14 protein-coding genes are annotated in these 26,056 nt (G+C 47.2%); 5 read left to right on the top strand and 9 right to left on the bottom strand.

The features are described 5' to 3' along the window. Positions 1 to 25 precede the first annotated feature (25 nt). The 3 genes from QUW60_RS08820 to QUW60_RS08810 are packed head-to-tail and all read right to left on the bottom strand — an operon-like array spanning position 26 to position 4,712. Entirely contained in the window at positions 26 to 2,044 is a 2,019-nt protein-coding gene (locus QUW60_RS08820) for a RagB/SusD family nutrient uptake outer membrane protein (RefSeq protein WP_289559916.1), read from the bottom strand. Positions 2,045 to 2,076: 32 nt separating this feature from the next. Next, complete coding sequence (locus tag QUW60_RS08815) at positions 2,077 to 4,281, bottom strand: SusC/RagA family TonB-linked outer membrane protein (RefSeq protein WP_289559926.1); 2,205 nt, start codon at positions 4,279 to 4,281, stop codon at positions 2,077 to 2,079. After that, positions 4,227 to 4,712, bottom strand: coding sequence for a TonB-dependent receptor plug domain-containing protein (locus tag QUW60_RS08810; protein WP_289559914.1), 486 nt, complete (start codon positions 4,710 to 4,712; stop codon positions 4,227 to 4,229). The genes QUW60_RS08815 and QUW60_RS08810 overlap by 55 nt, the downstream gene beginning before the upstream one ends. A gap of 470 nt (positions 4,713 to 5,182) precedes the next feature. Between QUW60_RS08810 and QUW60_RS08805 the strand changes: the two genes are divergently transcribed. The 5 genes from QUW60_RS08805 (at position 5,183) to QUW60_RS08785 (ending at position 16,881) form a co-directional block, all read left to right on the top strand. Continuing rightward, entirely contained in the window at positions 5,183 to 9,244 is a 4,062-nt protein-coding gene (locus QUW60_RS08805; protein WP_289559912.1) for a hybrid sensor histidine kinase/response regulator transcription factor, read from the top strand. Positions 9,245 to 9,346: 102 nt separating this feature from the next. Next, positions 9,347 to 10,636: an alpha-l-rhamnosidase gene (locus QUW60_RS08800; RefSeq protein ID WP_289559911.1), complete on the top strand. Its 1,290-nt coding sequence runs from the start codon at positions 9,347 to 9,349 to the stop codon at positions 10,634 to 10,636. Between the two features lie 76 nt (positions 10,637 to 10,712). Beyond that, complete coding sequence (locus QUW60_RS08795) at positions 10,713 to 13,031, top strand: DUF2264 domain-containing protein (RefSeq protein ID WP_289559909.1); 2,319 nt, start codon at positions 10,713 to 10,715, stop codon at positions 13,029 to 13,031. A 367-nt stretch (positions 13,032 to 13,398) separates the two neighbouring features. Further along, entirely contained in the window at positions 13,399 to 15,351 is a 1,953-nt protein-coding gene (locus QUW60_RS08790) for a beta-N-acetylhexosaminidase (protein ID WP_289559907.1), read from the top strand. Between the two features lie 252 nt (positions 15,352 to 15,603). Next, positions 15,604 to 16,881 carry a sugar MFS transporter gene (locus tag QUW60_RS08785; protein WP_289559905.1) on the top strand — a complete coding sequence of 426 codons (1,278 nt, stop codon included), beginning with the start codon at positions 15,604 to 15,606 and terminating at the stop codon, positions 16,879 to 16,881. A 231-nt stretch (positions 16,882 to 17,112) separates the two neighbouring features. On the opposite strand, the gene mutL is transcribed toward QUW60_RS08785, so the two are convergent. From mutL to guaB, 6 genes are all read right to left on the bottom strand, one after another. Then, positions 17,113 to 19,002: a DNA mismatch repair endonuclease MutL gene (gene mutL, locus QUW60_RS08780; RefSeq protein WP_258337981.1), complete on the bottom strand. Its 1,890-nt coding sequence runs from the start codon at positions 19,000 to 19,002 to the stop codon at positions 17,113 to 17,115. A 12-nt stretch (positions 19,003 to 19,014) separates the two neighbouring features. Further along, a complete protein-coding gene (locus QUW60_RS08775) occupies positions 19,015 to 20,784 on the bottom strand; it encodes an OstA-like protein (RefSeq protein WP_375337965.1) in 1,770 nt (589 codons plus the stop codon). Positions 20,785 to 20,800: 16 nt separating this feature from the next. Then, positions 20,801 to 22,129: a peptidylprolyl isomerase gene (locus QUW60_RS08770; RefSeq protein WP_375337964.1), complete on the bottom strand. Its 1,329-nt coding sequence runs from the start codon at positions 22,127 to 22,129 to the stop codon at positions 20,801 to 20,803. A gap of 50 nt (positions 22,130 to 22,179) precedes the next feature. Next, positions 22,180 to 23,034, bottom strand: coding sequence for a peptidyl-prolyl cis-trans isomerase (locus QUW60_RS08765; RefSeq protein WP_258337978.1), 855 nt, complete (start codon positions 23,032 to 23,034; stop codon positions 22,180 to 22,182). A gap of 35 nt (positions 23,035 to 23,069) precedes the next feature. Further along, the gene (locus QUW60_RS08760) at positions 23,070 to 24,449 is read right to left on the bottom strand and encodes a peptidylprolyl isomerase (RefSeq protein WP_289559901.1); all 1,380 of its coding nucleotides are present in this window, start codon (positions 24,447 to 24,449) and stop codon (positions 23,070 to 23,072) included. Positions 24,450 to 24,541: 92 nt separating this feature from the next. Beyond that, positions 24,542 to 26,017 carry an IMP dehydrogenase gene (guaB, locus tag QUW60_RS08755; protein WP_258337976.1) on the bottom strand — a complete coding sequence of 492 codons (1,476 nt, stop codon included), beginning with the start codon at positions 26,015 to 26,017 and terminating at the stop codon, positions 24,542 to 24,544. Positions 26,018 to 26,056: the final 39 nt, after the last annotated feature.

The following is a 26,056-nucleotide window of genomic DNA, read 5'->3' as shown; positions in this document are numbered from 1 at the left end:
TTATCCCACTTAATGCTATATCATCTTATTCACAAGTTGCTCCCGAAACAATCGGCCAACCTGGATTCTGATAAATCGGAGAATCATCCACACTTGCTCCATCTGAGGAAGTAATCAAAAAGTGCTGAACAGCAATTGGATACAGATAATGCGCTTCAAAGAAATAAAAACCATTATAGTATTCATTTGTTGAAGTTTTTCTGTTCGGCAGTAAATAATCCCCATCAGAAGGAGAAGACACATTATTGTCTGCCTCGTCTGCCTGATCATATTTCAGAAGAGATTCACCTGTTTCGCTATCAACGAACAAATCTTCCATCGGACCAAATATCTTAGCTCCTTTCAATTGATAACCATTTAATTGATCCATTGCCCTCCAACGAATCAAATCCATATAACGGAATCCCTCACCTATGAATTCACAACGACGTTCACGGCGGATATTATATAAAGTAGCGTCCACAATTTGCCCGTGAGAATATGCTCCCCAGTCATTTTCGGCCTCCTGTGCCATATCAGTGGCTGCAATTGTACTATTATAGTCCTCATCAACCCCCGCACGCTGGCGTAGCTTTCTCCAATATGTATCAAGTTTCGTATCATTCAAGTTTCCGTATCTCAAATAAGAAGCCTCTATATAATTCAAGTAAGCTTCAGCCGCACGATAAACGACAAATGCTGTCTGATCCTGCCCCAGCACTTGATCATTATAATCCATCGAATGCCCTTTTCCCTGAATATAACCAGTAGATGTGGCATTTCTGGAGTCTGATATATAAACACGGGGAGCCGTCGGAAACGTTTCAGGAGTAGTAATATTTTCTGTCGCTTTCACATCTCCGGGTGCTTTCATAAACAACTGCCAACGCCAGTCACGGCCAGTTTTTGTATCACTTATGTAATCATCACCAGCATATCCGCTATTTGCATCATACCAAGGCAAACCATTCTCCATCAAAAAAGCTTTTTCAAACTGCGCTGTATAACCGGTATTTCCGCCATGGTACATATAATGATTAAAATGATGCGTAGCATTCAATGACAAGCTATACTCACGGTACATAATCACTTCCGAGTATTCGCTCGGGTCATGAGAAGCAAACATGTCATAGTAATCATTTGCACTCCCATCATCCGGCATCGTCTTATTATTTGAAGTCAACTCTACAGCATCCGCCACTTGTGAAGCCGCATCCATCGCTTCATCCAGAAAGAAATTGATTTCACCTTCTGCAGTACCTTCATCATTCGGAAACTGGTAATTCTGTCCATACTCCTTTTCTGCACCCGGCCATCCGGATCCGTTCGGAACCAGAGCTGTTCCGGCATGATATTTTTCCCAAGTGGCTTCAAACAAGGCGACACGTGACTTCAACACCAAAGCCGCATTTCTGGTGATACGGGTTTTGGCCGGACTGTTCGTTGACAATTCAATAGCCTTATCCAGGTCTTCCAAGATAAAACGCGCCACCTCATTTCTCGGCTTGCGGACAGAAGCTTCCGTCAGCTCCTCCATATTATCAGACAGCGTATTCTCCACAATCGGGAAATCACCCAAAGTGCGCAAGCGATAAAAATATTCCAATGCGCGGAGGAAATGCGCCTCCCCCAAATACTGTTCAATGTTTTCAGCCGATCCTGAAATAGAGACCTCCTCATAACGGGGAGTGACGGTTTCAATGAAATAATTCAGCGCATAGATATTAGTAAAGTTCCACTTTCCGCCTGTCTGCCCGACAGTCCATGTATCCTGCAAATAGCGCCCGTTTGTTCCCTGCTGGTTATCTGTCGCATCGTCATCATAATATGGCGAACCGTTCTCACTGCCATAATGGCTCGGAAGCATGCCTCCCTTGTCATCGCTGTCCCCGTCATAATTGTCATAATCCGCATAATAATTGTCCACATAAGCCTTCAACTGGTCTTCACTCCACAGGTACTGTTCGGGTGACACGTCAGATTGGGGCTCCTCGTCCAGAAAATCATTACATGCAGCCAAGGCAAACAACGAAACGCCCATAAACAGTCTACCTGCAACTTTCATAAAGTCATATTTTTTCATAATGTACATTCTAATTAAAAGTTAACACTCAAGCCAAATGAATAAGTACGCGACAACGGATACACAGTACCTCCCTGCTTGCCTATTCCGACAGTTTCGGGATCCATTGTCTTGCTCAGCCCTGTGATTGTCCACAAGTTCTCACCCGAAACATATACCCTTACATTCTGCAGACCGATTTTCTGAATGATATGCTTCGGGAACGTATATCCCAGCTGCAGATTTTTCAGCCGCATGTAGGCAGCATTCTGCAAATAACGGGCCTGCGTCTGATGATTTTTGTTGCTGAACAAAGGACGAGGATAATATCCGTCAACGTTCGCTCCCAAATTAGACGATGTGTCCTCCGCACGGAAATAATCCATATGCTCTTTGAATGCAGTAGACCACCACTGCCCGCTTCCGGTCACGCCCCAAAACACCAAGATGTTCTCTCCCGGAGCATAATCACGCTTCAGCACTCCCTGCCAGAACATGGAGAAATCCAAGCCTTTCCATTGGAAATCCAATGTAATGCCCGTGCGGAAACGCGGCGTTTCGTTACCAATCTTCTTCAAGTCACCATGATCGCCCAAAGTGTTACTTCCGTTATCAACTTTACCGTCGCCGTTCAAGTCGGCATACATAATGTCGCCGGCCTCCCATTTCGTGCCAATAGCAGTCTGTCCGCCGTTCGGCAAAGAAGCTAAATGAGCGTCCATTTCCTCCTGCGTCTTTGCGATGCCGATCGTTTCATATCCCCAAATCTCACCCACCAATTCTCCTGCAATGTATGTATCCAATGAATTTGTCGGATTTGCATAGCGGTCAATGCGAGTCTGGCTGTCGGAAACATTCACTTTCACTCCGTAGCTGAAATCACCGATTTTGTCTCTCCAGCCCAGCGAGAGTTCCCAACCGAATGTTGTCAAGTCGCAGTTATTAGTCACTGGCACATCAGTTCCCAGTATAGCAGGAAGCTCAACACCAGGGCCAACCATGTTTCTCGTCTTGCGCCAGAAGTAATCGAATGATCCGGTCAAACGGTTGTTGAACGCACCGAAATCAAGACCGAGATTGGTATTTCTAATTTTCTCCCAGGTCAGACCCGTAGAAACCAACCCAGGAACGGTTGCTGTATTGGGGAATGCACCGTCCTGCAGCCATTTACCGTTACTGGCGGTAACCGTCATAATCTGATAAGTAGGATACCAGTTAGTTGTGTTCTGATTGGCAAGTTCACCATAGGAGCCTCTCAATTTGAATGTGCCGATGTAATTGGCCAAATCGCCCCAAAAAGCTTCGCGTGCCATATTCCATCCCAAAGAGAAAGACGGCGTCCAGATCCAACGGTTTTCTTTGCGGTAACGTGAAGAACCATCATATCGCAGATTGAATTCAGCCAAATATTTTCCGTTATAGTCATAATTGATTCTCCCAAAAAATCCGGCGGTCTTCCAGTTCTTATAGATTCCGTCGATAGTGTAATCATCCACATCAGTGGTTTGTGAGAGCACCGGAAGGTCAGAGGTGGTCAGCCCGGCACGTTCTGCGGTCACATCCCGATAATTCATCATTTCGGCCTGAAAACCAGCCATCACTGTAAAGTTATGCAGGTCATTTAACGAAAAATTATAATTCGTGTATAAAGTCGGATTCAAATAAGTTTGTTTCAATGAATATTCCGAAACTGAAGGTTTAGTTGCGCTTGTCGTACTTGGGATATACGTTTCTTCCGGATTGTCGGCATAATGCGCATAAGTAACCAGCTCCTCCTCATGTGTCCAATCATTGTCAGTCTTGATGTTCATTTCACCGATAATATTCCAATTCTCTAACGGAGTAATCGTGAACCGGAACTGCTGAGAAAGAATGTCATTCTGTTCTTTATGCCGCCCACCGTCTTGCAATGCAGAAATATAGTTGATATCGGCCATCAGATAACCGTTCGGATCATATTTGGCACGGACGGGACGAGCACGACGAAGAATATTATCATAAAAGCCGTCATCCATCGTGGTAGGCCTTCCATAATCAGTACGTACATAGCGGCTGGAGTAATCCACTTTCAACCATTTGTTCATCTGAGCACTGAACTTGCCTGTAAAGGTATAGCGGTTATAGGTGTCCTGGCCGTAACGCATGAACCCCTTTTGCCCCATGTAGTTTCCGGAAACATAATAAGTCAGCTTGTCCGTTCCTCCGCTGACGCTGATGTTGTGTTCTTGTGAAGGAGCCATGCTTTTGTAATATTCTTCCAGCCAGTCGACGTTGGCGATGGTGTAATCATAGTTCCATTTGCCTCCGGATCCTTCCCCCATACTACATCATCGGTCTTTCCCTCCATATAATCCTTCACCTGCTGCATATAGTCGGTTTCATACAGGTGGTTGCCGGAGTTGTTGAACTTCGCCTCATCAAACAAGTTTACAAACTCCCACGAGTTCGCCATCTCCGGCATGTTCAGCGGAGTCTGGAAACGCACGTTCATGTTATAGTTCACTTGCGCGCGCCCTGTCTTGCCGCTTTTCGTCGTCACCAGAATAACGCCGAACGGAGCGCGGGATCCGTAGATGGAAGATGCGGCAGCATCCTTCAGCACAGAGATGCTTTCAATATCCTGCGGGTTGATTGTGGTCAGGTCACCCTCCATGCCGTCAATCAAAATCAACTTCTTCCCCCTATTTCCCAAATCAACAGACAACATTAAAAACCGCAAAAACATAGAAAAATAAGCGCAACAATAGAAAAAATAAGCAGATAGCCCGGAATTTCCACACAAGACACGAACAAATGCCAAAAGGCGGAACACAGATAAAATCCGTGCATCTTCACCAGTCTGCCTTTCTGCCACACCCGAAAACTGCATATACGCTCACATATTCTATAGTCCAGCACGTGAACCGTACGGATCACATATGTGGACCATACGGTTCACTGCGTGATCCATACGGTCCAAGTGCCGGACCGTAAAAGAGACAAGCATAAAGCGGGCTTTAATACATAACGGGCAGACAAACTGTCTTTCAAGCAATCACAAACCGTTCACGAGCAGAGAAAAATTCGTCTAATCGCCTGAAAGGGAGAAAAAACATTCCGACAAAACCAGAACCTTAATCTCTTTTCACTATATTTGTTCGCATGATACGAAGAACATACATCAAAATAATGACAGGATTTGCCGCACTGCTTCTGCTGGCAATAGGAAACGGGGAGGTCCGCGCACAAAGTGAATTCACATTCAAGCGTCTGGACGTTACCGACGGAATGGCAAGCAACTATGTCGTAGACATCACGCAAGACGAACAAGAATACATTTGGATTGCGTCAGAATCCGGCTTGAGCCGGTTCGACGGAAAACGGTTCACCACATACAACATTTCCAACTCAAACATCAGCAGCAATGAACTTAATGTACTGTTCTACAACAGCTATGACGATGCAGTGTGGATAGGGACACAGCGAAACGGAATCTGCCTCTACGACTGCAAGCAGCAACGCTTCACCCGCTTTTTCCGCTCGGGAGAACTCATAACCGACGACGTTACAAACATTGTGCCCGCGGCAGACGGAGGGCTGTGGATCGTGCATTACCACTTGGGAATCGACTATTACAGCAACAAGGAAAAGAAGTTTACCAGCTACAAGGCAAGCGACATCAAAGGACTGGAAGGCAACTACTGGTGTGCGGCAGACGACGGGAAAGGCCACCTGCTGGTCGGGAAAAACACGAACGGACTGAGTGTCGTCGACCTGAAAACGCGTCAATGCAAAAACTTCATGCATGTCCCCAATGACCCGAACAGCCTTCCGGGGAACTGCGTGAAATCAATATTCATCGACAACACGGGGAATATATGGGTGGGGACGTCAAACGGACTGGCACTGTTCAACCTTGAAGAAGGAACATTCACGGTTTTCAGACACAACCCCGAAAACAAATACTCGCTCATATCAAACCAGGTAAACGACATCGGACAAGACAAAGAAGGCAGAATATGGATCTGCACCTATATGGGAGGAGCGAGCATCCTTGACCTGCATGCCAATTCATTTACGCGCCCCGAAGACACGCATTTCAAAAACATCACGTTTACAGGCAACAAGCACGGGCTTTCGTCCCCCAACGCACGCTGCTTCATGCAAGACTGTTTCGGGAACATCTGGCTGGGCAACTACCGGGGAGGCGTAGATTTTCTCAGCTATAAAAAGCCGGACTTCCAGACGCTCGACTTTCTGAGGATGATGGACGGGCAGCTTATTGGCAAACAGGTGTGGGGGCTTGCGCTGGACAACGAGGGACATCTGTGGGCAGGAGGAGAAAACGAAATAGTGATGTTCGACGGAAAAGACATCAAAAAAGTCATTTCACTGAAGGACAAAACGATTCCGTTCACACACGTATCCCATATACACACCGGCAAAAACGGAATGCTCTGGCTCGGGATGTACTGCAACGGCCTGCTCAAATGCAACCCCAAAACAACGGAAGTGACAAGGATAGCGATTCCGGACGAACCGGACGCCGAAGTGTGCTGCTTTTTCGAAGAGGAAGGAATCCTGTGGATCGGCACACAGGAAGGATTGTATACGTTAAGAAACGGAGCCGTAAAGAGAGAAGAAAACATCACCCGGCAAATGCCGGACCACATGATACACGGGATTACAAGAGATAAAGAAGGGAAACTCTGGGTAGGCACCTTCGGGAAAGGACTGTTCGTATTCGATAAAAACCAGAAACTGGTGAAACGGATTGAAACATCCGACGGACTGGCATCGAATGCCGTCAACGCCATATACAAGGACAGCAAGAATGAACTTTGGGTGGCGACAAGAGCCGGTGTCGCGCACATAAGCGATACGAAGAACTACACACTCCACATATACGGAAACAAGCAGGGGCTCCGGACAGAAAATGTAAGAGCCGTCATTGAAGACAACAAAAGCCAGATCTGGCTCAGCACAAACGGAGGCATCTCGCTATGGAGGCCCGACAAGCAGCGTTTCTACAACTACGGACACCAGCAGGGAGTGCCTCAGACAGATTTCATGGACGGTTCTGTATGCAAAGACAAAGACGGCACGATTTACTTCGGATCGCAAAACGGGGTATGCTACTTCACTCCCGAACAGCTGACCGACAACAACAGCCGCATCAAAATCAAGATTACCGGAATCAAAAGCTACGGAAACAAATCGAAAAGCCTGGAAGAGGCCGTCCTTGAACGGACCGACAACGAAAGCGTGAAAGTTTCGCACCACAACAACACCATTGCCGTGACATTCAATGTAATGGACTATACGTTGAGTTCTGAGGCTGAATATGCCTATATGATGGAAGGACTCACCAAAACGTGGTTTGAAACGGGAGAAGAAAACGAGATGATTTTCCGCAACCTTTCACCCGGAACATACAAGTTCAAAGTAAAGGCCCGGCTTCTCAATCAGGAATGGGGAGAAGATTTCGCCTCGATGAAAATCACCGTCAGTCCTCCGCTCTGGCTCACATGGTATGCAAAACTGCTTTACGTGATTATCTGCGCAGGAATACTGTACCTCATTGTGCGCTTCTACAAACGCAAGCTCGCGCTGGAAAGCCGCCTCAGCCTGGAACACCACCAGCACGAAATAGACAAGAAGCTGAACAACGAACGGCTTCGTTTTTATACGAACATCACGCATGAACTGCGCACTCCCCTCACGCTGATACTTGGCCCGCTGGAGGATTTGCTTGCAGACAGGACGCTTTCGCCCAAACATCTGAACAAAATCAGCATCATCAGGGACAGCGCGAACAGGCTGCTGAACCTGATCAACCAAATTCTGGAGTTCCGCAAAACCGAAACCGAAAACAGAAAGCTGAAAGTAGCGCAAGACGACCTGGGCAAGCTGATTCAGGAAATCGGACTCAAATACAAGGAACTGAATCAGAATCCGAATGTGGATATAAGTACAGAAATAAAGACAGAAAGCACTTCCATCTGCTTTGACCGGGAGATAATCACCATTATTCTCGACAACCTGATGTCGAACGCACTGAAATACACCCCGAAAGGAGAAATAATACTTCAGCTCAGCTCGTGCGAAGAAAATGGAGTGGCCTACACGGAGATATCGGTCAAGGATACGGGACACGGAATATCGAAAGAATCGCTCAACCACATCTTTGAAAGGTATTATCAAGGCGACAGCAAATACCAGGCATCAGGCTCAGGCATCGGACTCGCGCTCGTGAAATCGCTTGCCGACATACACCAGGCCACTATCAAAGTGAACAGCGAACCGGAAAAAGGAAGCGAATTCATCCTCCGCCTGCTCACGGAAAACACCTACCCGAACGCAGAACGCAAGATAGTCGCACAACCGGACAGGCCGGAAGAGCAGAAACCTGAAAGCGCGAACATCGAAACAGACGAAAACAAGCCGCTCATTCTTGTCGTGGAAGACAACCGCGACATCAGCGAATATATCCGAAGTTCGTTCGAAAGCATATACGATGTGCTGATAGCCAACGACGGGAAAGAAGGATGGGAAATCGCATCGACCCGTATTCCGAACATCGTCGTTTCTGACATCATGATGCCCGTAATGGACGGAATCGAACTGTGCAAAATGATAAAGGAGGACATGCGGACCAGCCATATTCCGGTTATTCTGCTCACGGCAAAAGACACATTGCAGGACAAAGAAGAAGGATATGCGGCCGGAGCAGACTCGTTCATAACAAAACCCTTCAGCGCGCGTCTGCTGGCAAGCCGCATAAACAACATTCTGAACAACCGGCGGAAAATCGCGGCAAACCTCGTGCCTTCCACTCCCGAAGCGGAAAAAGAAGCAAGCCAGGCAATGGAGAGTCAGGAAAACAACCTGAACAAGCTCGACAAGGAGTTCCTGAAGAAAGTGACGGATATCGTTGAAGAAAATCTGAGCATGGACAAAATGGACGTGGCATTCATAGCCGACAAAATGTGCATGAGCCACTCCACGCTCTACAGAAAAATCAAAGGACTCACAGACATGTCTGTCAACGAATTCATCCGCAAAATAAAAATGCGCAAAAGCGTGGAGCTGCTCGCTGACGGCGAACATTCAATCGCCGAAATCTCCGACCTGACAGGATTCAGCAGTGTGGCCTATTTCCGTCAATGCTTCAAGGATGAATACGGAATGGCTCCTTCGGAGTATCTGAGAAAGAAGATATAGACTAAAAGCCGAGTTTCTATGCCACCGATGACGAATTTTTCATGACATATGAGCAAGTTTAGCCGTATCTTTGTGAAAAACGAACAATAAAAACATCAAGCTATGAAATACATACGTTTCTTCACTTTGCTGCTGCTTTCGGGATTCATTGTTCCGGCAATAAGCCAACGGCTGGTAAAAGCCGGAATGGGCTACAGCAACACATCGGTCAATACCGCAGTTTTCCGGAGTTCATCCGTTGTTACGGACGGAAACACCCAATATATTTCCTATTACGATCCGGAAGGATATGTCACGCTGGGAAAGCGCAAACTCGGTTCTGCGGAATGGACCATCAGACGGACGCAATATAAAGGAAACGTGGCAGACGCGCACAACGTTATCAGCATCATGACCGACGGCGACGGATACATCCATGTAGCATTCGACCATCACGGACAAAAACTCAATTACGCCCGGAGCACCGCTCCCGGATCGCTGGCCTTAGAAGAAAAGATTTCCATGACAGGAAAAGACGAAGAGGACGTGACCTATCCGGAATTCTACCGCCTGACCGACGGAAACCTGCTGTTTGCCTACCGGTCGGGAGCTTCCGGAAGAGGCAATCTGATTCTGAACAAATACGATCTGAAGAAACGCGCATGGCATCGCATACAGGATATTCTGATTGACGGTGAAAACCAGCGAAACGCCTACTGGCAACTATACGTGGACGAAAAAGACGGGATTCACCTGTCGTGGGTATGGCGGGAAACATGGATGGTAGAAACAAACCACGACTTGTGTTACGCCTATTCTCCCGACGAAGGGAACACATGGTATAAGTCGAACGGAGAAAAATACAATCTGCCGATCCGCAAAGACAACGCAGAATATGCCTGGCGCATTCCGCAAAACAGCGAGCTCATCAACCAGACAAGCATGAGCGCAGACAAGGCGGGCCATCCCTATATCGTGACCTACTGGCGCGACGGCAACAGCAAAATTCCGCAATACAGACTGGTATGGAATGACGGAAAAGAATGGCACAGCCGCCAGATAATGAACCGCACCCTCCCGTTCTCTCTGAAAGGAGGAGGAACGAAAATGATACCCATCGCACGCCCCAAAATCGTTGTCGACAACGGAAAGGCATGGTTTGTCTTCCGTGATGCGGAACGGGGAAGCAGAGTTTCGATGGCCTATACCGACAATATCGCATCGGGAGAATGGACAGTGAGCGATCTGACAGACTTCCCGGTGGAAGCCTGGGAGCCGGGAATAGATTCGGAATTATGGAAAAGCCGGAAACAGCTGCATATCTTCGTACAGAAGACATTTCAAGGCGACGGAGAAAAGACTGTAGAAGCCGAACCGACTCCTGTCTACGTTCTGGAAGCAGACATCCGTTAAACACACCCCCTCCGTCCATGGCTGCGGACAAAGCAGATATTAAAGAATTATATAACAAACTTAATTAGAGGACATAATGAAACAGTTCAACAAACTTCTATTCGTGTGTGCGGCCGGAATCCTGCCAGCACTGGCCACAGCGAAAACATCGGAAGCTGTTCAGGCAAGAAAGATGATCGACAAAGTAAACCAGCACTGGCAGGCGGAAAACAAGGCGGAAGTGCGCTCTTTCTGGGACAATGCAGTATACCACACAGGAAACATGGAAGCCTATTTCCTGACCGGGAACCAAGATTATCTGAACTATACAACCACGTGGGCCGAGCACAATCAATGGAAAGGAGCTAAAAGCGACAACAAAGCCGAATGGAAATATTCATACGGAGAAACAGACGAATACGTGCTCTTCGGCGACTATCAGATTTGTTTCCAGACGTATGCCGACCTGTATCAGATTGCACCAGATGACTACAAAATCAGAAGGGCTAAAGAAGTGATGGAATATCAGATGAGCACGCCCAACAACGACTACTGGTGGTGGAGCGACGCACTGTATATGGCCATGCCGGTGATGACGAAGATGTATAAAATAACCGGCAATCTGAAATATCTTGACAAGCTTTATGAATACATCACCTATTCAGACAGCATCATGTTCGACAAGGAAGAAAACTTGTACTACCGCGATGCAAAATATATTTATCCCAAACATAAAACTGTCAACGGAAAGAAGGACTTCTGGGCGCGAGGAGATGCCTGGGTCGTAGCCGGACTGGCAAAAGTGCTGCAAGATATGCCGGCAGAATACAAGCATCACGAATTTTTCGTAAACAAGTTCCGCCAAATGGCAAAGGCTGTAGCCGCCATCCAGCAGCCGGAAGGATACTGGACACGAAGCATGATAGATCCGGAATTTGCTCCAGGGCCCGAAACGAGCGGTACGGCTCTTTTCATGTACGGCATCATGTGGGGAATAAACAACGGCTATCTTGACAAGCCGACCTATATGCCAGTCATTGAAAAGGCATGGAAATACCTTTCGGAAACAGCCGTTCAAAAAGACGGGACGGTAGGCTATGTGCAACCGATCGGCGAAAAAGCCATCCCGGGACAAGTCATCAACGCAGAATCTACCGCCAATTTCGGTGTCGGCGCATTCCTGCTGGCTGCCTGCGAATATGTACGGTACCTGGAAAGCTCTGACGCAGCCGCACTTGCCGACCGTTCATACTGGTGCAAATTGGCTTACGACATGGCGGCACCCGTGCTGAGCAACATGGCAAAGGGTGAACTGCAGAAGAACATGATACTGGAAGTAAGCCCTACATGGGACGGACGCAACAAAAAAGTGGCTTATATGGAAACTTTCGGAAGGCTGATGGCCGGAATCGCACCGTGGCTGACACTTCCCGACGATGACAGCGAAGAAGGAAAGATGCGCAAACAACTGCGCGAATGGGCGCTGGCAAGCTATAAAAATGCCGTAGACCCGCAAAGTCCCGACTACCTGCTTTGGAGAAAGGAAGGACAGACGCTTGTGGACGCCGCATACGTGGCAGAAAGTTTCCTCCGTGCTTACGATGCGCTCTGGATGCCGCTGGATGAAACCACAAAGAAAAGGTATGTTGAAGAGTTCCAGCAGTTGCGCCGCATAGACCCGCCTTACACCAACTGGCTGCTGTTCTCATCGACCATCGAAAGCTTTTTGGCAAAGGCCGGAGCGCAATTTGACGAATACCGCATCAACTCGACTATCCGTAAAGTTGAAGAATGGTATACCGGCGACGGATGGTATTCTGACGGACCGACTTTCGCATTCGACTATTACAGCAGCTATGTGTTCCACCCGATGTATCTGGAAACGCTTCAGGCCATGAAAGATGCCAAAGTGCGCTCACGCATAGATTATGCCAAATATTACGACCGCGCACTGGTACGCGCACAGAAATACAGTCTGATTCTGGAACGCTTCATCTCGCCCGAAGGGACGTTCCCCGTATTCGGACGCTCCATTCCCTACCGCATGGCAACCATGCAGCCGCTTGCACTCATGGCATGGTATCAGAAGCTCCCGGCAGGCGTAAGCAACGCACAAGTCCGTTGCGCACTGACTGCCGTAATGAAACGCATGTTCGCAACCGGCCACAATTTCAACGAAGGAGGCTTCCTGACCATCGGATTTACAGGAAAACAGCCGAACATTGCCGACTGGTACACGAACAACGGAAGCCTTTACATGACTACCCTCTCTTTCCTTCCGCTCGGTTTGCCGGCTTCGCATCCCTTCTGGACAGATGCAGCACAAGAATGGACCAGCGTAAAGGCTTGGAACGAGAAGCCGTTCCCGAAAGACCACGCATGGAAAGACCAGATCCGTACATGGGATCTGTTCTAATGTGAAGAAAAACAATGCACACCTCAACCCAAGGTCGGACTCCAGGCAAGAAGTCCGGCCTTGTTTTTGAAAACAACAAGCATCCCGCACTAATTGCATCCAAGAATCATATTTTCGCGTTCTTTCTTGCAGGTTCAAAAATTTCCCCGTAAATTGCCACAGTGTTTTTCCGGATCCGCTGAATACATCATTATCTTTCAAGCGCAGAAGCTTAAGAAATACTCGTTTTCGCGGAAAGAAAAAGCACGCTTTCAGTTTTAGAGCCTGTTTAGACTTTCCAATAAAGCAATATGATATCAGGTTCTTAACTTAAAGAATAAACGCTCTAAATAATACTTTAACTTTTCACGTAATAAAACTGATATTCATGAAAAACATTTTGAGAATTTTCTGTGCGCTGCTATTGTGCGGCTGTCTGGGGGCGAATGCCACGAATGTGAAACCAAACGTCATTCCGGAGCTGAAGGAATGGAAAGGACAGGACGGCTTCTTCGTCCCGGGTGAGAATATGCGGATTGTATATGATGCGCCCGCACTGGAAAAAGTGGCAACGCTTTTTGCGGATGATTATAAAGAGATGTTCGGAGTGCGCCCGGAAGTTGTTTCCGGCAAGCCTTCGGAAGGCGACATTTTCCTGACTGTCAAGAAAGACAAGAAACTGGGAAAAGAAGGATATACGGTGGCTGTGGCGAAGACGGTGAAAGTCACGGCACCAGAACCGGTAGGCGCATACTGGGCTACGCGAACCCTTCTCCAGATCAGCGAGCAGTCTGAGAACCGCCAGTTGCCCAAAGGAACAATCCGCGATTACCCGGATTATGGCATGCGGGGTTTCATGATCGACTGCGGACGGAAATTTATTCCCATGCCTTACTTGCGCGACCTGGCGAAAATATTGTCCTACTACAAGATGAACGTGCTGCACGTGCATCTGAATGACAACGGTTTCAAGCAGTTCTTCAATCACGACTGGAGCAAGACATACGCCGCTTTCCGTCTGGAATGCGAAACATTTCCCGGTCTGACAGCCCGCGACGGATATTATACAAAGAAGGAATTCGCTGATTTCCAGCAAGAGGCTTCGGATATGTTTGTTGAAATTATTCCCGAAATCGACGCTCCGGCGCATACATTGGCTTTCAGCCACTACAAGCCGGAACTGGGAAGCAAGAAATACGGCATGGATCATCTTGATCTGTCCAATCCCGAAACCTATAAGTTCATGGATGCGCTTTTCAAGGAATATCTGGAAGGAGAGAATCCTGTGTTTGCAGGACCGCGCGTGCATATCGGCACCGATGAATATTCAAACAAAGACCAGAAAGTCGTAGAACAGTTCCGTGCCTTCACGGATCATTATATCCGACTGGTGGAAAGCTACGGGAAGAAGGCCTGCATATGGGGAGCCTTGACACATGCCAAAGGAGAAACGCCGGTAAAAGTGGAAAATGTGGACATGTATACGTGGTATAACGGTTATGCCGACCCGAAAGAAATGGCTAAACTGGGCTACAAGCAGGTATGTATCCCTGACGGAATGATGTATATCGTGCCGATGGCCGGATATTATTACGATTATCTCAACATCAAATACCTCTATGACTCATGGACACCTGCACACATCGGCAATGTGGTGTTTGAGGAATACGACCCCACACTTCTTGGAGGCATGTTTGCCGTGTGGAATGACCATGTTGGCAATGGCGTTTCGGTGAAAGACATTCACCATCGTGTATTTCCAGCCTTGCAGACGGTGGCTACAAAGACATGGAATATTGCTCCTTCCCGGACGTTTGACACCTTCGATGCTGCACGCGGACAGCTAAGCGAGGCTCCCGGCGTAAATCAGCTGGCCAGAATCGGGAAAGCGCCGGGACTGGTTTATCAGGTTGGCGAGGTACGCCCGGGCATGACACTGGAATATCCGGAAATAGGATATGACTATACCGTGTCGTTTGATTTGCAGGCTGCATCCGAGGAGCCGGGAACAGAACTTTTCCGTTCGCCGAACGCAGTGTTCTATTTGTCTGACCCTGTAAACGGCATGCTGGGATTCTCGCGCGACGGCTATCTGAACACGTTCGGTTTCCGTCCGTATCCGAATGAGAGAGTGACCGTAAAGATTACGGGAGACAACAGGTCAACTTCTCTGTATATAAATGGAAAGCTGATTGAAAAGATGGATGTGCAGAAACTTTATTTCAATGCTGGAAAAGACTCCATGAACTATCTGCGCACGCTGGTCTTTCCGCTGGAGAAGGCCGGCAATTTCAAGAGCCGGATCACCAACCTGAAAGTATACAATCACCTTGTCGAATGACTGGAATAATATGCTGAAAGGAAATCCACCCATCTTGCCGTCCTGACGGCGACATGGGTGGATTTTCTTTTCAGACAGCCATGCAAAGCCACCTCCATCAGGTTTTACAAGCCAACAAGTCCTTATCCGAAACAATATTATAGATGTTTCAACAAATTTGGTATTCTTTTCAATATATGTAAAACATCTTTCAACAGAAATAAAGACATTCTGCCGCACGCCTGCGTATTTTTGCAGAAAATCTTATTATTTATGAAAAGACAAAACAGATATTTCCCGTTGGTGTGCATCATGATGTTCTGGTTCACCATTTCTTTTATCACCAACATTCTCGGACCTCTTATCCCGGAAATCATCGACAACTTCCAGTTGAAGGATTTGGCTATGGCAGGCTTCATCCCAACTTCATTTTTCCTCGCCTACGCTGTCATGTCCATACCAGCCGGACTGCTTATAGACCGTTTGGGAGAAAAGCCTGTACTGTTCACCGGATTTCTGATGCCTTTCATCGGCTCAATGCTGTTCGCCTGCTTTCCCTGCTATGAAGTGCTGCTGGCCTCATCATTCATTATAGGACTTGGCATGGCCATGCTGCAGACGGTCATCAATCCTCTGCAACGCGTGGTAGGCGGTGAAGAAAATTACGCATTTGTGGCAGAACTGGCCCAATTTGTTTTCGGAGCGGCTTCTTTCGTCAGTCCGCTGGTCTATACATGGCTTATCCATGCTCTCTCGCCCGACATGTACAAACCCGGGAACAACGCACTGCTCGACACATTGGCCTCGCTGACACCGATGGAACTCCCTTGGGTATCTCTCTATTGGGTGTTCACTGCGCTCCTCGCTGTAATGCTGATTATAGTGGCTTGCGTCCGCTTTCCTCATATCGAACTGCGGGAAGATGAACGAAGCGGATCATCAGCATCCTACTTCAATCTGTTCCGCCAACGCTATGTGTGGCTGTTCTTTTTGGGAATCTTCTGCTATGTGAGTACAGAACAGGGAACTTCGGTATTCATGAGCACTTTCCTTGAACATTATCACGGCATCGACCCGCGCACGGTAGGAGCACAATGCATAAGCTGGTTCTGGGGATCGATGACCATCGGCTGTCTGGCAGGAATGCTGCTATTGAAACTGGTTGACAGCCGCCGCCTTCTTCAAATCTCCGGCCTGATTTCAATGCTATTGCTCACGGCAGCGCTTTTCGGAACAGCAGATATGGCCATTATCGCGTTTCCGGCTATCGGATGCTGCATATCCATGATGTACTCGATTGTTTTTTCATTAGCATTAAATACGGCGACAGCTAACCACGGCTCATTTGCCGGCATACTCTGCACCGGAATCGTGGGCGGAGCAGGAGGTCCGCTGCTGATCAGCCTGCTGGCAGACGCCACCGATCTCCGTACAGGCATGTGCCTTATATTCCTTTTCATGGGATATCTTACCTTTATAGGATGCTGGGCACACCCGCTAATCAACAACAAGACAATCGCCTTAAAGGAACTGTTCAAAAGGAAAAAATAAGAGGCTGTCGTTTAAATTTCCCGGCCAAACAATACTGCCAGCTTTCCTTTATGCTTGTGTCCGGTATGTGTTCCTGTTTTTCTTCAGCGGATATTCCGCTATTTCCCTCACCAAACAGAGAAACATTCTCAGGAACATATCTCAAATTACAGCAGAATAAAAGGAGAAGATTCTCTGAAAAAAAGGGCTGCAGCTTCACCGGAAAGCTTGCAGCCCTTCAAAGCGTACAAATCATTTAAACATATTTTCTATGTCCTCTTCTTTCAGTACAGCAAGCACCTTCTTGCCATCAGGAGTATAGTTGGGCGTAGAAGCAGAAAAAAGACTGTCCACAAGATTATCCATCTCCTCATCAGTCAGCACCTGACCCGGAACGATTGCAGCCGCTTTAGCCAAAGACAAAGCCAGAACGCTTTGGACCTCTTCTTTCACTTTGCTCCCCTTATCAATGGCAGAATGCAACAAATCAGTCAGCAGCTTTTCCGGGTTCAGTCCTTCAATTCCGGCAGGCACTCCATTAATGGCATAAGTGCCGCTTCCCAAATCACTCAATTCGAATCCCAGATAATTCAAATCATCCATTATTTCATTCAGCACAGGAATTTCATCTGGAGCGAAATGCACCATATCAGGAAAAAGGACACGTTGGGAAGCATTCTTATGGCCTGCAATCTGACTCATATAACGGTCATAAAGAATCTTTATATGCGCCCGCTGCTGATCTATGATCATCAATCCCGACTTGACGGAAGTCAAGATAAAGCTTCCCTTAAACTGAAAATGGTGCATGGAGTTTTCCGGTGCTCCCTGTTTTGAATAAAGATCGGTTTGAACACCGCCCTCACCGGCAGAGTCTGGCTCTGCCGGTTCCTCCCAGATCTCATTGTCCGGAAGCACGGCGTTTTCCGCTTTCGTCTGTTTTTCCAAGCCTTGAAATAAAGGCTGCCAATCCGGACTCCCTTTCGGATGATAAGAAGAATATGCGGATGGAGGCACCGAAGAAACATCAAACGGATTGTATGTCGGATCAAATGACGGCTTGATAGAAGCCGGGGCAGCAGTATAAGGAGCCGTACTCAACGGCGGAATGTCAGGCATACCGTCTACATCAAAGTCAATGGAAGGCACTTCATTAAAACGTCCGAGCGTTTCCTTGACTGCGGCAGACAGAATCTGCCAGAGTGCCTGCTCATTCTCAAACTTTATTTCAGTCTTTGTCGGATGAATATTGACATCAATATTGGCAGGATCAACGTCAAAGTAAATGAAATAAGAAACTTGCTCTCCAACCGGAATCAGATTAACATATGCGTCAGCTACCGCTTTATGGAAGTACGGATGACGCATATAGCGCCCGTTTACAAAGAAGAATTGCCTGGCACCCTTTTTGCGCGAAGCTTCCGGTTTGCCTATAAAGCCATGAACATGTGCCATTGTCGTCTTAACGTCAAGCGAAAGCAATTCCTGATTCAACTTCTTTCCGAAAACACCCATAATCCGCTGGCGCAATCCCATGGCTGGAAGATTAAGCATTTCCGTACCGTTATGAAGCAAGGTAAAAGAAACCTCCGGATTTACCAGTGCCACCCTTTCGAACTCCGTCAAGATATTACTCAGCTCTGTCTGGTTGGATTTCAAAAATTTCCGGCGTGCAGGCACATTGAAGAAAAGATTTTTCACAGAAAAGTCGCTTCCTTTAGGGCAAGCTACAGCTTCCTGGTTTTCAACCTTAGAACCCGAAATTTCAAGCAGCGTCCCCAACGTTCCGTCCTGTTGGCATGTACGCAGTTCAACTTGAGCCACGGCAGCAATGGATGCCAGCGCTTCACCCCGGAACCCCATCGTATGCAAGGAAAACAAATCGGAAGCCTCCCGGATCTTAGAGGTGGCATGCCTTTCAAAAGCCATGCGCGCATCCGTTTCAGACATTCCCTTTCCATCATCAATGACCCGGATGCATGTTCTGCCTGCATCCGTCACACTGACATCTATATGCAATGCTCCCGCATCAATGGCATTCTCAACCAATTCCTTTACGACCGACGCCGGACGCTGGATCACTTCCCCCGCCGCTATCTGATTAGCCACGGAATCAGGCAACAACCGAATTACGTCACTCATATATAAAATCTCCTATTTTTGTTCTTTCTTATCAAAAAGATGGCTGTTAGGCAACTCCACAGGTCCGCGTATATTCTTTTTCAGCTGGTCTTCCACCCGCTTCGCACGCCAATTGAAAATATCCATCTTGTTCAGCGGACGTATGTAATCGAACCACACAAAATTTTCGAGCTTATCCTTTCCGGGCGGAATCTGCGACATCGGATAGAGCGTTCCGTTTGACTTGGGACTCATCACCATCCTTTCGATCTTTTGATTGGCCAGATAAATCTCAAGCTTGCTGGTTTCGGATACATTCATGCCAATCAGCGTACTGTCGGAATCCATCGGATAATATACCACCCGGACAGAGCCAATCACTTCCGTTTTTTTCATCTGCCCTCCGGAGAAATACGACTTGATTTCTTTCCCGGTCACCTGATTATACAAAGTCGAATCCACCCGCTCCACCGAAAGAGCCTGTCCTATAATATGCGACCAGTCGATGGTACTATCATTCATGTACACTTTCATCAACTCGCCCACAAGCTGCTGGTTTTTGTTCCATACAATCGGGTCACGATACATGGTAAGACAACTGTCGACAGTAGAAAACACAAGCGAATCTGCCGTACCCTGAATGTCCGTACGATAGAAGCGCACTTTATGGAATGCCCTCATTTCGCGATACATCGAATCCGTATCCAGATTGAACGTTTCCATCAGCAACGTATCTCCGTGAAGAAAAAGGCTATCTCCCTGAGAATAATCAATCGCTACCGCACTGTCTGTCGCAAAAGCAAACTTCTTCAGCTCATTATAATAACCGTATTCACCGGTCATCATATTCTTGTTCACCGTATCAGTCATCACCATGTTATGAAAGGCTTCTCCCACACCTGTATTCCGGTTATAGAACAGCGTATCTCCCGTAAGCTGCCTCCCTTCATTGGTCAGTACAGACCGGTCGTACAAATCAGCCATTCCCGTTACCGTATTATAAGTCCCTTTCTCTGAATAAATGTGATTAGCGTCACTCCAAATATCCGAAGGCCCTACAATATCTGCTATTTTAGTAGCCGTATTGTAACGCAAAGTGTCGGAAGTCAGCGTAAACTGCGGATTCACCAGACGCACGTTATAATTGAAAACGGACTGTTTGGTTTGCGGACTATATTCTCCCCACTCGGAAGTCAGCACATTCTGGTCATCCATCATCGTTCCACCGTCGAAGAAATACCCCAGATTATACACACGGTCATAGTTCAAGCTGTCGGTCAGCAACGTAGTCGTTCGGTTTTCCATGCGCACATTGTCACGCATCCGCGCAATCTGCGTCAATCCGTCATAATACAGACGGTCGCCATACAAGAACAGTGTATCCCCCTGTTCCATCCGCACATTACCGAAAGCCTCGAAGCTGCTTATTTTGTCGTAATAACAGGCACTGTCGCAATACATATAGATACTGTCATGACGAAAGCGCACATTCCCAATCACAATCTGAGCTTCGGGATGCTCCGCATCTTTACGAAGCAGATCTGAATGCAGAAGATACACCTTGCTTTTCGCTGCCGGCCTGTTCCGCACTTGACGCGATTGCCCTGTCTGCCCGGATCTTCCTGCCGCACTGTCTTTTACAACAACGGGCTTCGTTTCTTTTTTTACGGTACCACCGACATTCCGCAATGTATCCACCACTTGCGCAGACACACAAAAAACGACAAGACAAAGGACCGCAACCAACAGGAACCGGTGAGATCGGTCCGAACGTTTGTTGTTATTCTGTATCACACCCATCAGTCAGCTGTCAAAAATCTTATTGCTTTATCCATCCCGGATACTTGAAATCACATTTCCGCCATTCAGGACTGATTCTCACATACGTAGCACGCTGTTTCTCTACAATCCATTCCTGAAGCTTCTCCTCGCTTCTCTTGGCTGTAACAATCTCCTTCAGCCTCTGATAATCTTCTGAAATCGTAGCCTTATGCCCATCTATTCTGTTTTTCAGCTTCACAATGGCACAAACTTCCTTTCCGTTACCGTTTATCATCGTAAAAGGCTGCGAAACCTCGCCTATCTGCATATTCTCAACAGTCTTTGCAACTTCCTGCGAAATCAGGCCTGCAAGCTGCTGCATTTCAAAACGGGAAGTGGATGTCTGCGGATTGGCAAGCAATCCGTGATTGTTACGCGTATCTTTATCCTGAGAAACCCATGTAGCAGCCTCATCAAAAGTCACTTTTCCCTTCCGGATGTCATTGGCAAGCGTATCCAGACGGTTCAACTCCCTTTCAATATCCTTTTCATCAACACGCGGCTTCATCAGAATATGACGGTAGCTGATACGGTCGCCTCGTTTCTCTATAAGCTGGGCTATATGGAAACCATATTCTGTTTCAAAAACCTTTGATATTTTCTTCGGGTCTGTCAGGTTAAATACCACATTGGCAAACTCCGGTGTCAGTTCGCCGCGCCCTGTAAAGCCGTATTCCCCCCCCCGACGGGCAGAACCCGGATCTTCCGAATAAAGACGGGCCAATGTAGAAAAAGTCGTTTCTCCCTTATTGATACGTTCGGTAAAATCACGCAACTCCTTCTTGACACGTTCGATTTCCTCCTCTTTTATTTTAGGCTCACGCGTAATAATCTGCACCTCCACCTGTGTAGGGACAAAAGGAATGCTGTCCTGCGGCAAGCGGCTGAAATAGTTTCTCACCTCGGCAGGAGTCAATTTTATGTCCCCCACAATTTTCTGCTGCATCTGCTGTACAGTTTTTCCGTTACGGATATTCTCACGGAGCATCTCCCTGATCTGGGTGGAAGTCTTGTTGTAATATTCCTCCATCTTCTCTTTCGAGCCAATCTGATCGATAAGCCACGACATCTGCGCTTCCACTCCCTGCAACACTTCCTGGTCAGTCACAGTCACACTGTCTATTTCTGCCTGATGCAAAAAAAGTTTCTGCACAGCCAGTTCTTCCGGAATCACGCAATAAGGATCACCGTCGAAATGTCTTCCTTCATACTGCGCGTTCAAACGCTCATTCTCAACGTCCGATTTCAGAATGGCCTCATCACCAACCACCCATACCACTTCGTCGATTACATTTTCCTGTGCATGCACTGAGCCTATCCCCAGCATCAAACATATACACACACAGAAACAAGTCAAAGTCAGTCTATTCATTTCTATCAATTATAATAAATTATCTTCTTATCCTCTAAAGCCCGCTTATACAAGTCCGACTTCATCCGGCCTATATACTCAGCCCGTTTCAGATTCACCAATATTTCTCTTATTTCTCCGGAAGCGTATTCCAGCGGCACACGCTCTCCCACCGGCAATACTTCACAGACATGCAACAGATAGCGGAAAGCAGAATCAGAAACCTCAACGCTCCTATGCCCACGCAGGTTGTCAAGATCTTTCTTAACCAACGGCATCTGCAAAGAGATTTCAGAAAATGGCTTCCATCTGTCAGGAAAGCACTCATAACTTACCGCATGTGAGATGCTGTATTTCTCCAAACGGTCCAGATTGCCATTTCCTTCCGGATTCTTCATCCAGGCACGCACATTTTTAAGCGAAGCCGCATGCAACGGCACTTTCATGAATACACCTTTCAAGTAAGGCTCCGTCGCAACAAACTGTTCAGAATGAGTGTTATAATAAGTTTCTATTTCCGAATCAGCAACCTTGGATCCAAGTTCCTGTTCTACCAGCTTTTCTTGATAAATATGTACAGTGAGCGCACGGCGATAAGCTTCCACCCTTTCATCTATCTCCTTGCCGTCCGGAAGGTTTTCAACCGCCTGCTGATACATCAACATATCTTCAACCCATGTACGAATATACTTTTCTGCAAACTGCACACTGTCCGCACCATGGACACCGACTGGCAAAGCGGACCTCAAATCGCTTTTATACAGACTGTACTCGCCCGCACGAACCACCGGTTCCCCACTCTGATCATCTTCGGAGGTCTGGTGGCAGCTACATACAAGAAGCATAAAACATGTCACAATCCATACCTTACTTCGCTTCATACAGCAATAATTAATGAACGAAGATACTGCAATAATCAGTTACTTCCACCACAATTAACGGTTTTTAAAACCTCTTTATTGATTTCTACCAAGTAACGGTTCTTCAATTCCGCCAATCGCGCGTCTTGACAAGAGCACAAATAATCCTTACGAACCTCATCAATAACATCCAAATAGCTTTCTGGACCTTTTTTCAACCGTTTTCCCAAAACAAAAGTAAAAGGCAGATCTGGGAAAGGAACAAACGAACCGCACTTGAAAGCCAGCCTGTCAACATAGGCGTTCACTCCAATTCGGAACACTCCGGTTTCGACAACAGCCTCCAGCCTTTCATCTTCTGCTGCCAGTTCCCGGATCTTTTCATTCCACTGTGAATAAGGAATCTTCTTCAATATCTTTTTCAGACGTGAGGCCGACTTCTTATCAAGACAATGCACGACTCCTCCCCTGAAATGGGGCAGACTCCATTGATACTCTTTCCGATGGCTTTTGAAATAACGCTCCAGGTCTTCGTCAGAAACCTCCAACGGCATTGTTTTTCCTTGCATCTTATCCCAATAAACGGCCAGCAATTCATCTTCAACGCGATTTAGCAAAGCAGAAACAGCCACCGGCCAATTATCGGTTCCATCTTTCCACGCCCGGAACAAATCCGATCCGGCAAATGGAAGCTGCGCCTTTTTCTCCGGCAGGCCCCGATCCGGAACAGCACTTTCAGCCTCCATTCCATGCCTACGGTCGATTAAACGCACGATATGCACTCCCAACGGAGAATAGAAAGGGGTGGAAAACTCTCCCGGTTTCAGTTGCTCGAGTTTTCCTACAAACTCATCAAGCAAAGCCGACAAGGGAAGCCACTCATCCGGACGATAAGCAAAACCCTCTCCCTGTCCGTAGCGTGAAGCCATAAACTCAAAAGAAGCTCCATGCTTCAGCGCATGATAGACAGAATCCATCCGCTGTTCCGCTTTCCGTTCATCCCCTGCAGAAGAATGCTGCGGCAAAGACAAAGTGATATGCTGGATTTTCACCCAATCATCTGCCGGAAAGTTCCCATGGCTCTTACTCCCATTCAAACTGGAATAATCTTTCTTCCCTTCAGCCTGAGCCACATAATGCTCCAAAGCCTGTCCCTGAAGCATCCTGCACTGCAAACGGAAATCCATAAGCGTATCTATTTTCATTCGCCGTGCATCGGCTACTTTCAGCTTGAAATAGAGGAAATAATTGAAAAGACGTTCTGAGAACTCCCCCTCCCCCGCACCTGAGCGTTCGCAATAGCCATTAAACTCCCCAACCGAAACAGGGTTACCATTGAGCGTAAACAAGATATCAGCATCTGTACCCGCCCGAAGAGAGGCACAATCCAATGCGATTCCCAATGCACTTACAAGAAGCAATTTCTGCCACATCATCCTTAAATTTATATGAAAAAGACAAGGGGTGCCCGAATATCTTAAAATATTCACAACACCCCTTAATACAATCTTGAGAATTTTCCGATGAATTACTGCGGACGGCTGTAATTAGGAGCCTCGCTCGTAATAGCCACATCGTGCGGATGACTTTCCAACACGCCGGCATTCGTTATACGAGTAAACTTGGCATTGTGCAATTCCATAATATTATGCGCACCGCAATATCCCATACCCGAACGAAGTCCTCCTACCAACTGATAAATGACTTCATACAAAGTTCCTTTATACGGAACCCGGGCAGAAATTCCTTCCGGAACCAGTTTCTTCACATCTGTTGTATCTGATTGGAAATAACGGTCTTTTGAACCATTTTCCATAGCTTCAAGCGAACCCATGCCGCGGTAAGACTTGAACTTACGCCCGTTGAAGATGATTGTGTCACCCGGCGACTCTTCTGTTCCGGCAACCAATGAACCGATCATTACGCTGTATCCACCGGCAGCCAGTGCCTTTACCACATCGCCTGAATAACGCAAACCGCCGTCGGCGATCAAAGGCACACCCGTACCCTCCAATGCCTTGGCTACGTCATATACTGCAGTCAGCTGCGGAACACCTACTCCGGCAACTACACGTGTCGTACAGATAGAACCCGGACCGATACCTACTTTCACCGCATCCGCACCAGCCTCAACCAAGGCCTTGGCCGCTTCGCCGGTCGCTACATTACCGACAACAATATCAATTTCAGGAAATTTCTGCTTAGCTTCCTTCAGTTTGTCAATTACATTCTTTGAATGGCCATGAGCCGTATCAATAACAATGGCATCGGCCCCAGCCTTCACCAAAGCCTCCATGCGCTCCAGCGTATCCTTGGTCACACCCACACCGGCAGCTACGCGCAAACGCCCTTTCGAATCTTTGCAAGCCATCGGCTTGTCCTTAGCCTTTGTAATATCCTTATAAGTTATCAATCCTACGAGCTTGCCGTTGGCATCCACAACAGGAAGTTTCTCAATTTTATGTTCCTGGAGGATATTGGATGCAGTCTCCATATCTGTTCCCGGAGCTGTGGTCACGATATTGTCTTTTGTCATCACTTCATCTATCCGCTTTGACAAATCCTTCTCGAAACGAAGGTCACGGTTTGTCACAATGCCTACAAGATATTTCTCGTCATCAACCACAGGAATACCGCCGATTTTATATTCAGCCATGATATCCAGTGCATCCTTCACCGTTGATCCCCTTTTAATTGTGACAGGATCATAAATCATGCCATTTTCGGCACGCTTCACGATAGCTACCTGACGCGCCTGTTCTTCGATAGACATATTCTTATGAATCACACCGATACCCCCTTCGCGTGCAATGGCAATAGCCATCTGCGCCTCTGTAACCGTATCCATAGCTGCAGTTACAAACGGAATTTTCAACTCAATGTTGCGTGAAAACTTAGTCGTGAGCTCGACTGTCTTAGGTAAAACTTCTGAATAGGCCGGAATCAACAATACATCATCATACGTTAATCCGTCCATAACAACTTTATCTGCAATAAATGACATAGGACTTTATGCGTTAAGATTTTATTGCGTGCAAATATA

The sequence above is a fragment of the Bacteroides gallinaceum genome, assembly GCF_030373775.1.
In the GTDB taxonomy this organism is placed as follows: domain Bacteria; phylum Bacteroidota; class Bacteroidia; order Bacteroidales; family Bacteroidaceae; genus Phocaeicola; species Phocaeicola excrementipullorum.
This window is presented reverse-complemented; position numbering and strand designations above follow the sequence as displayed.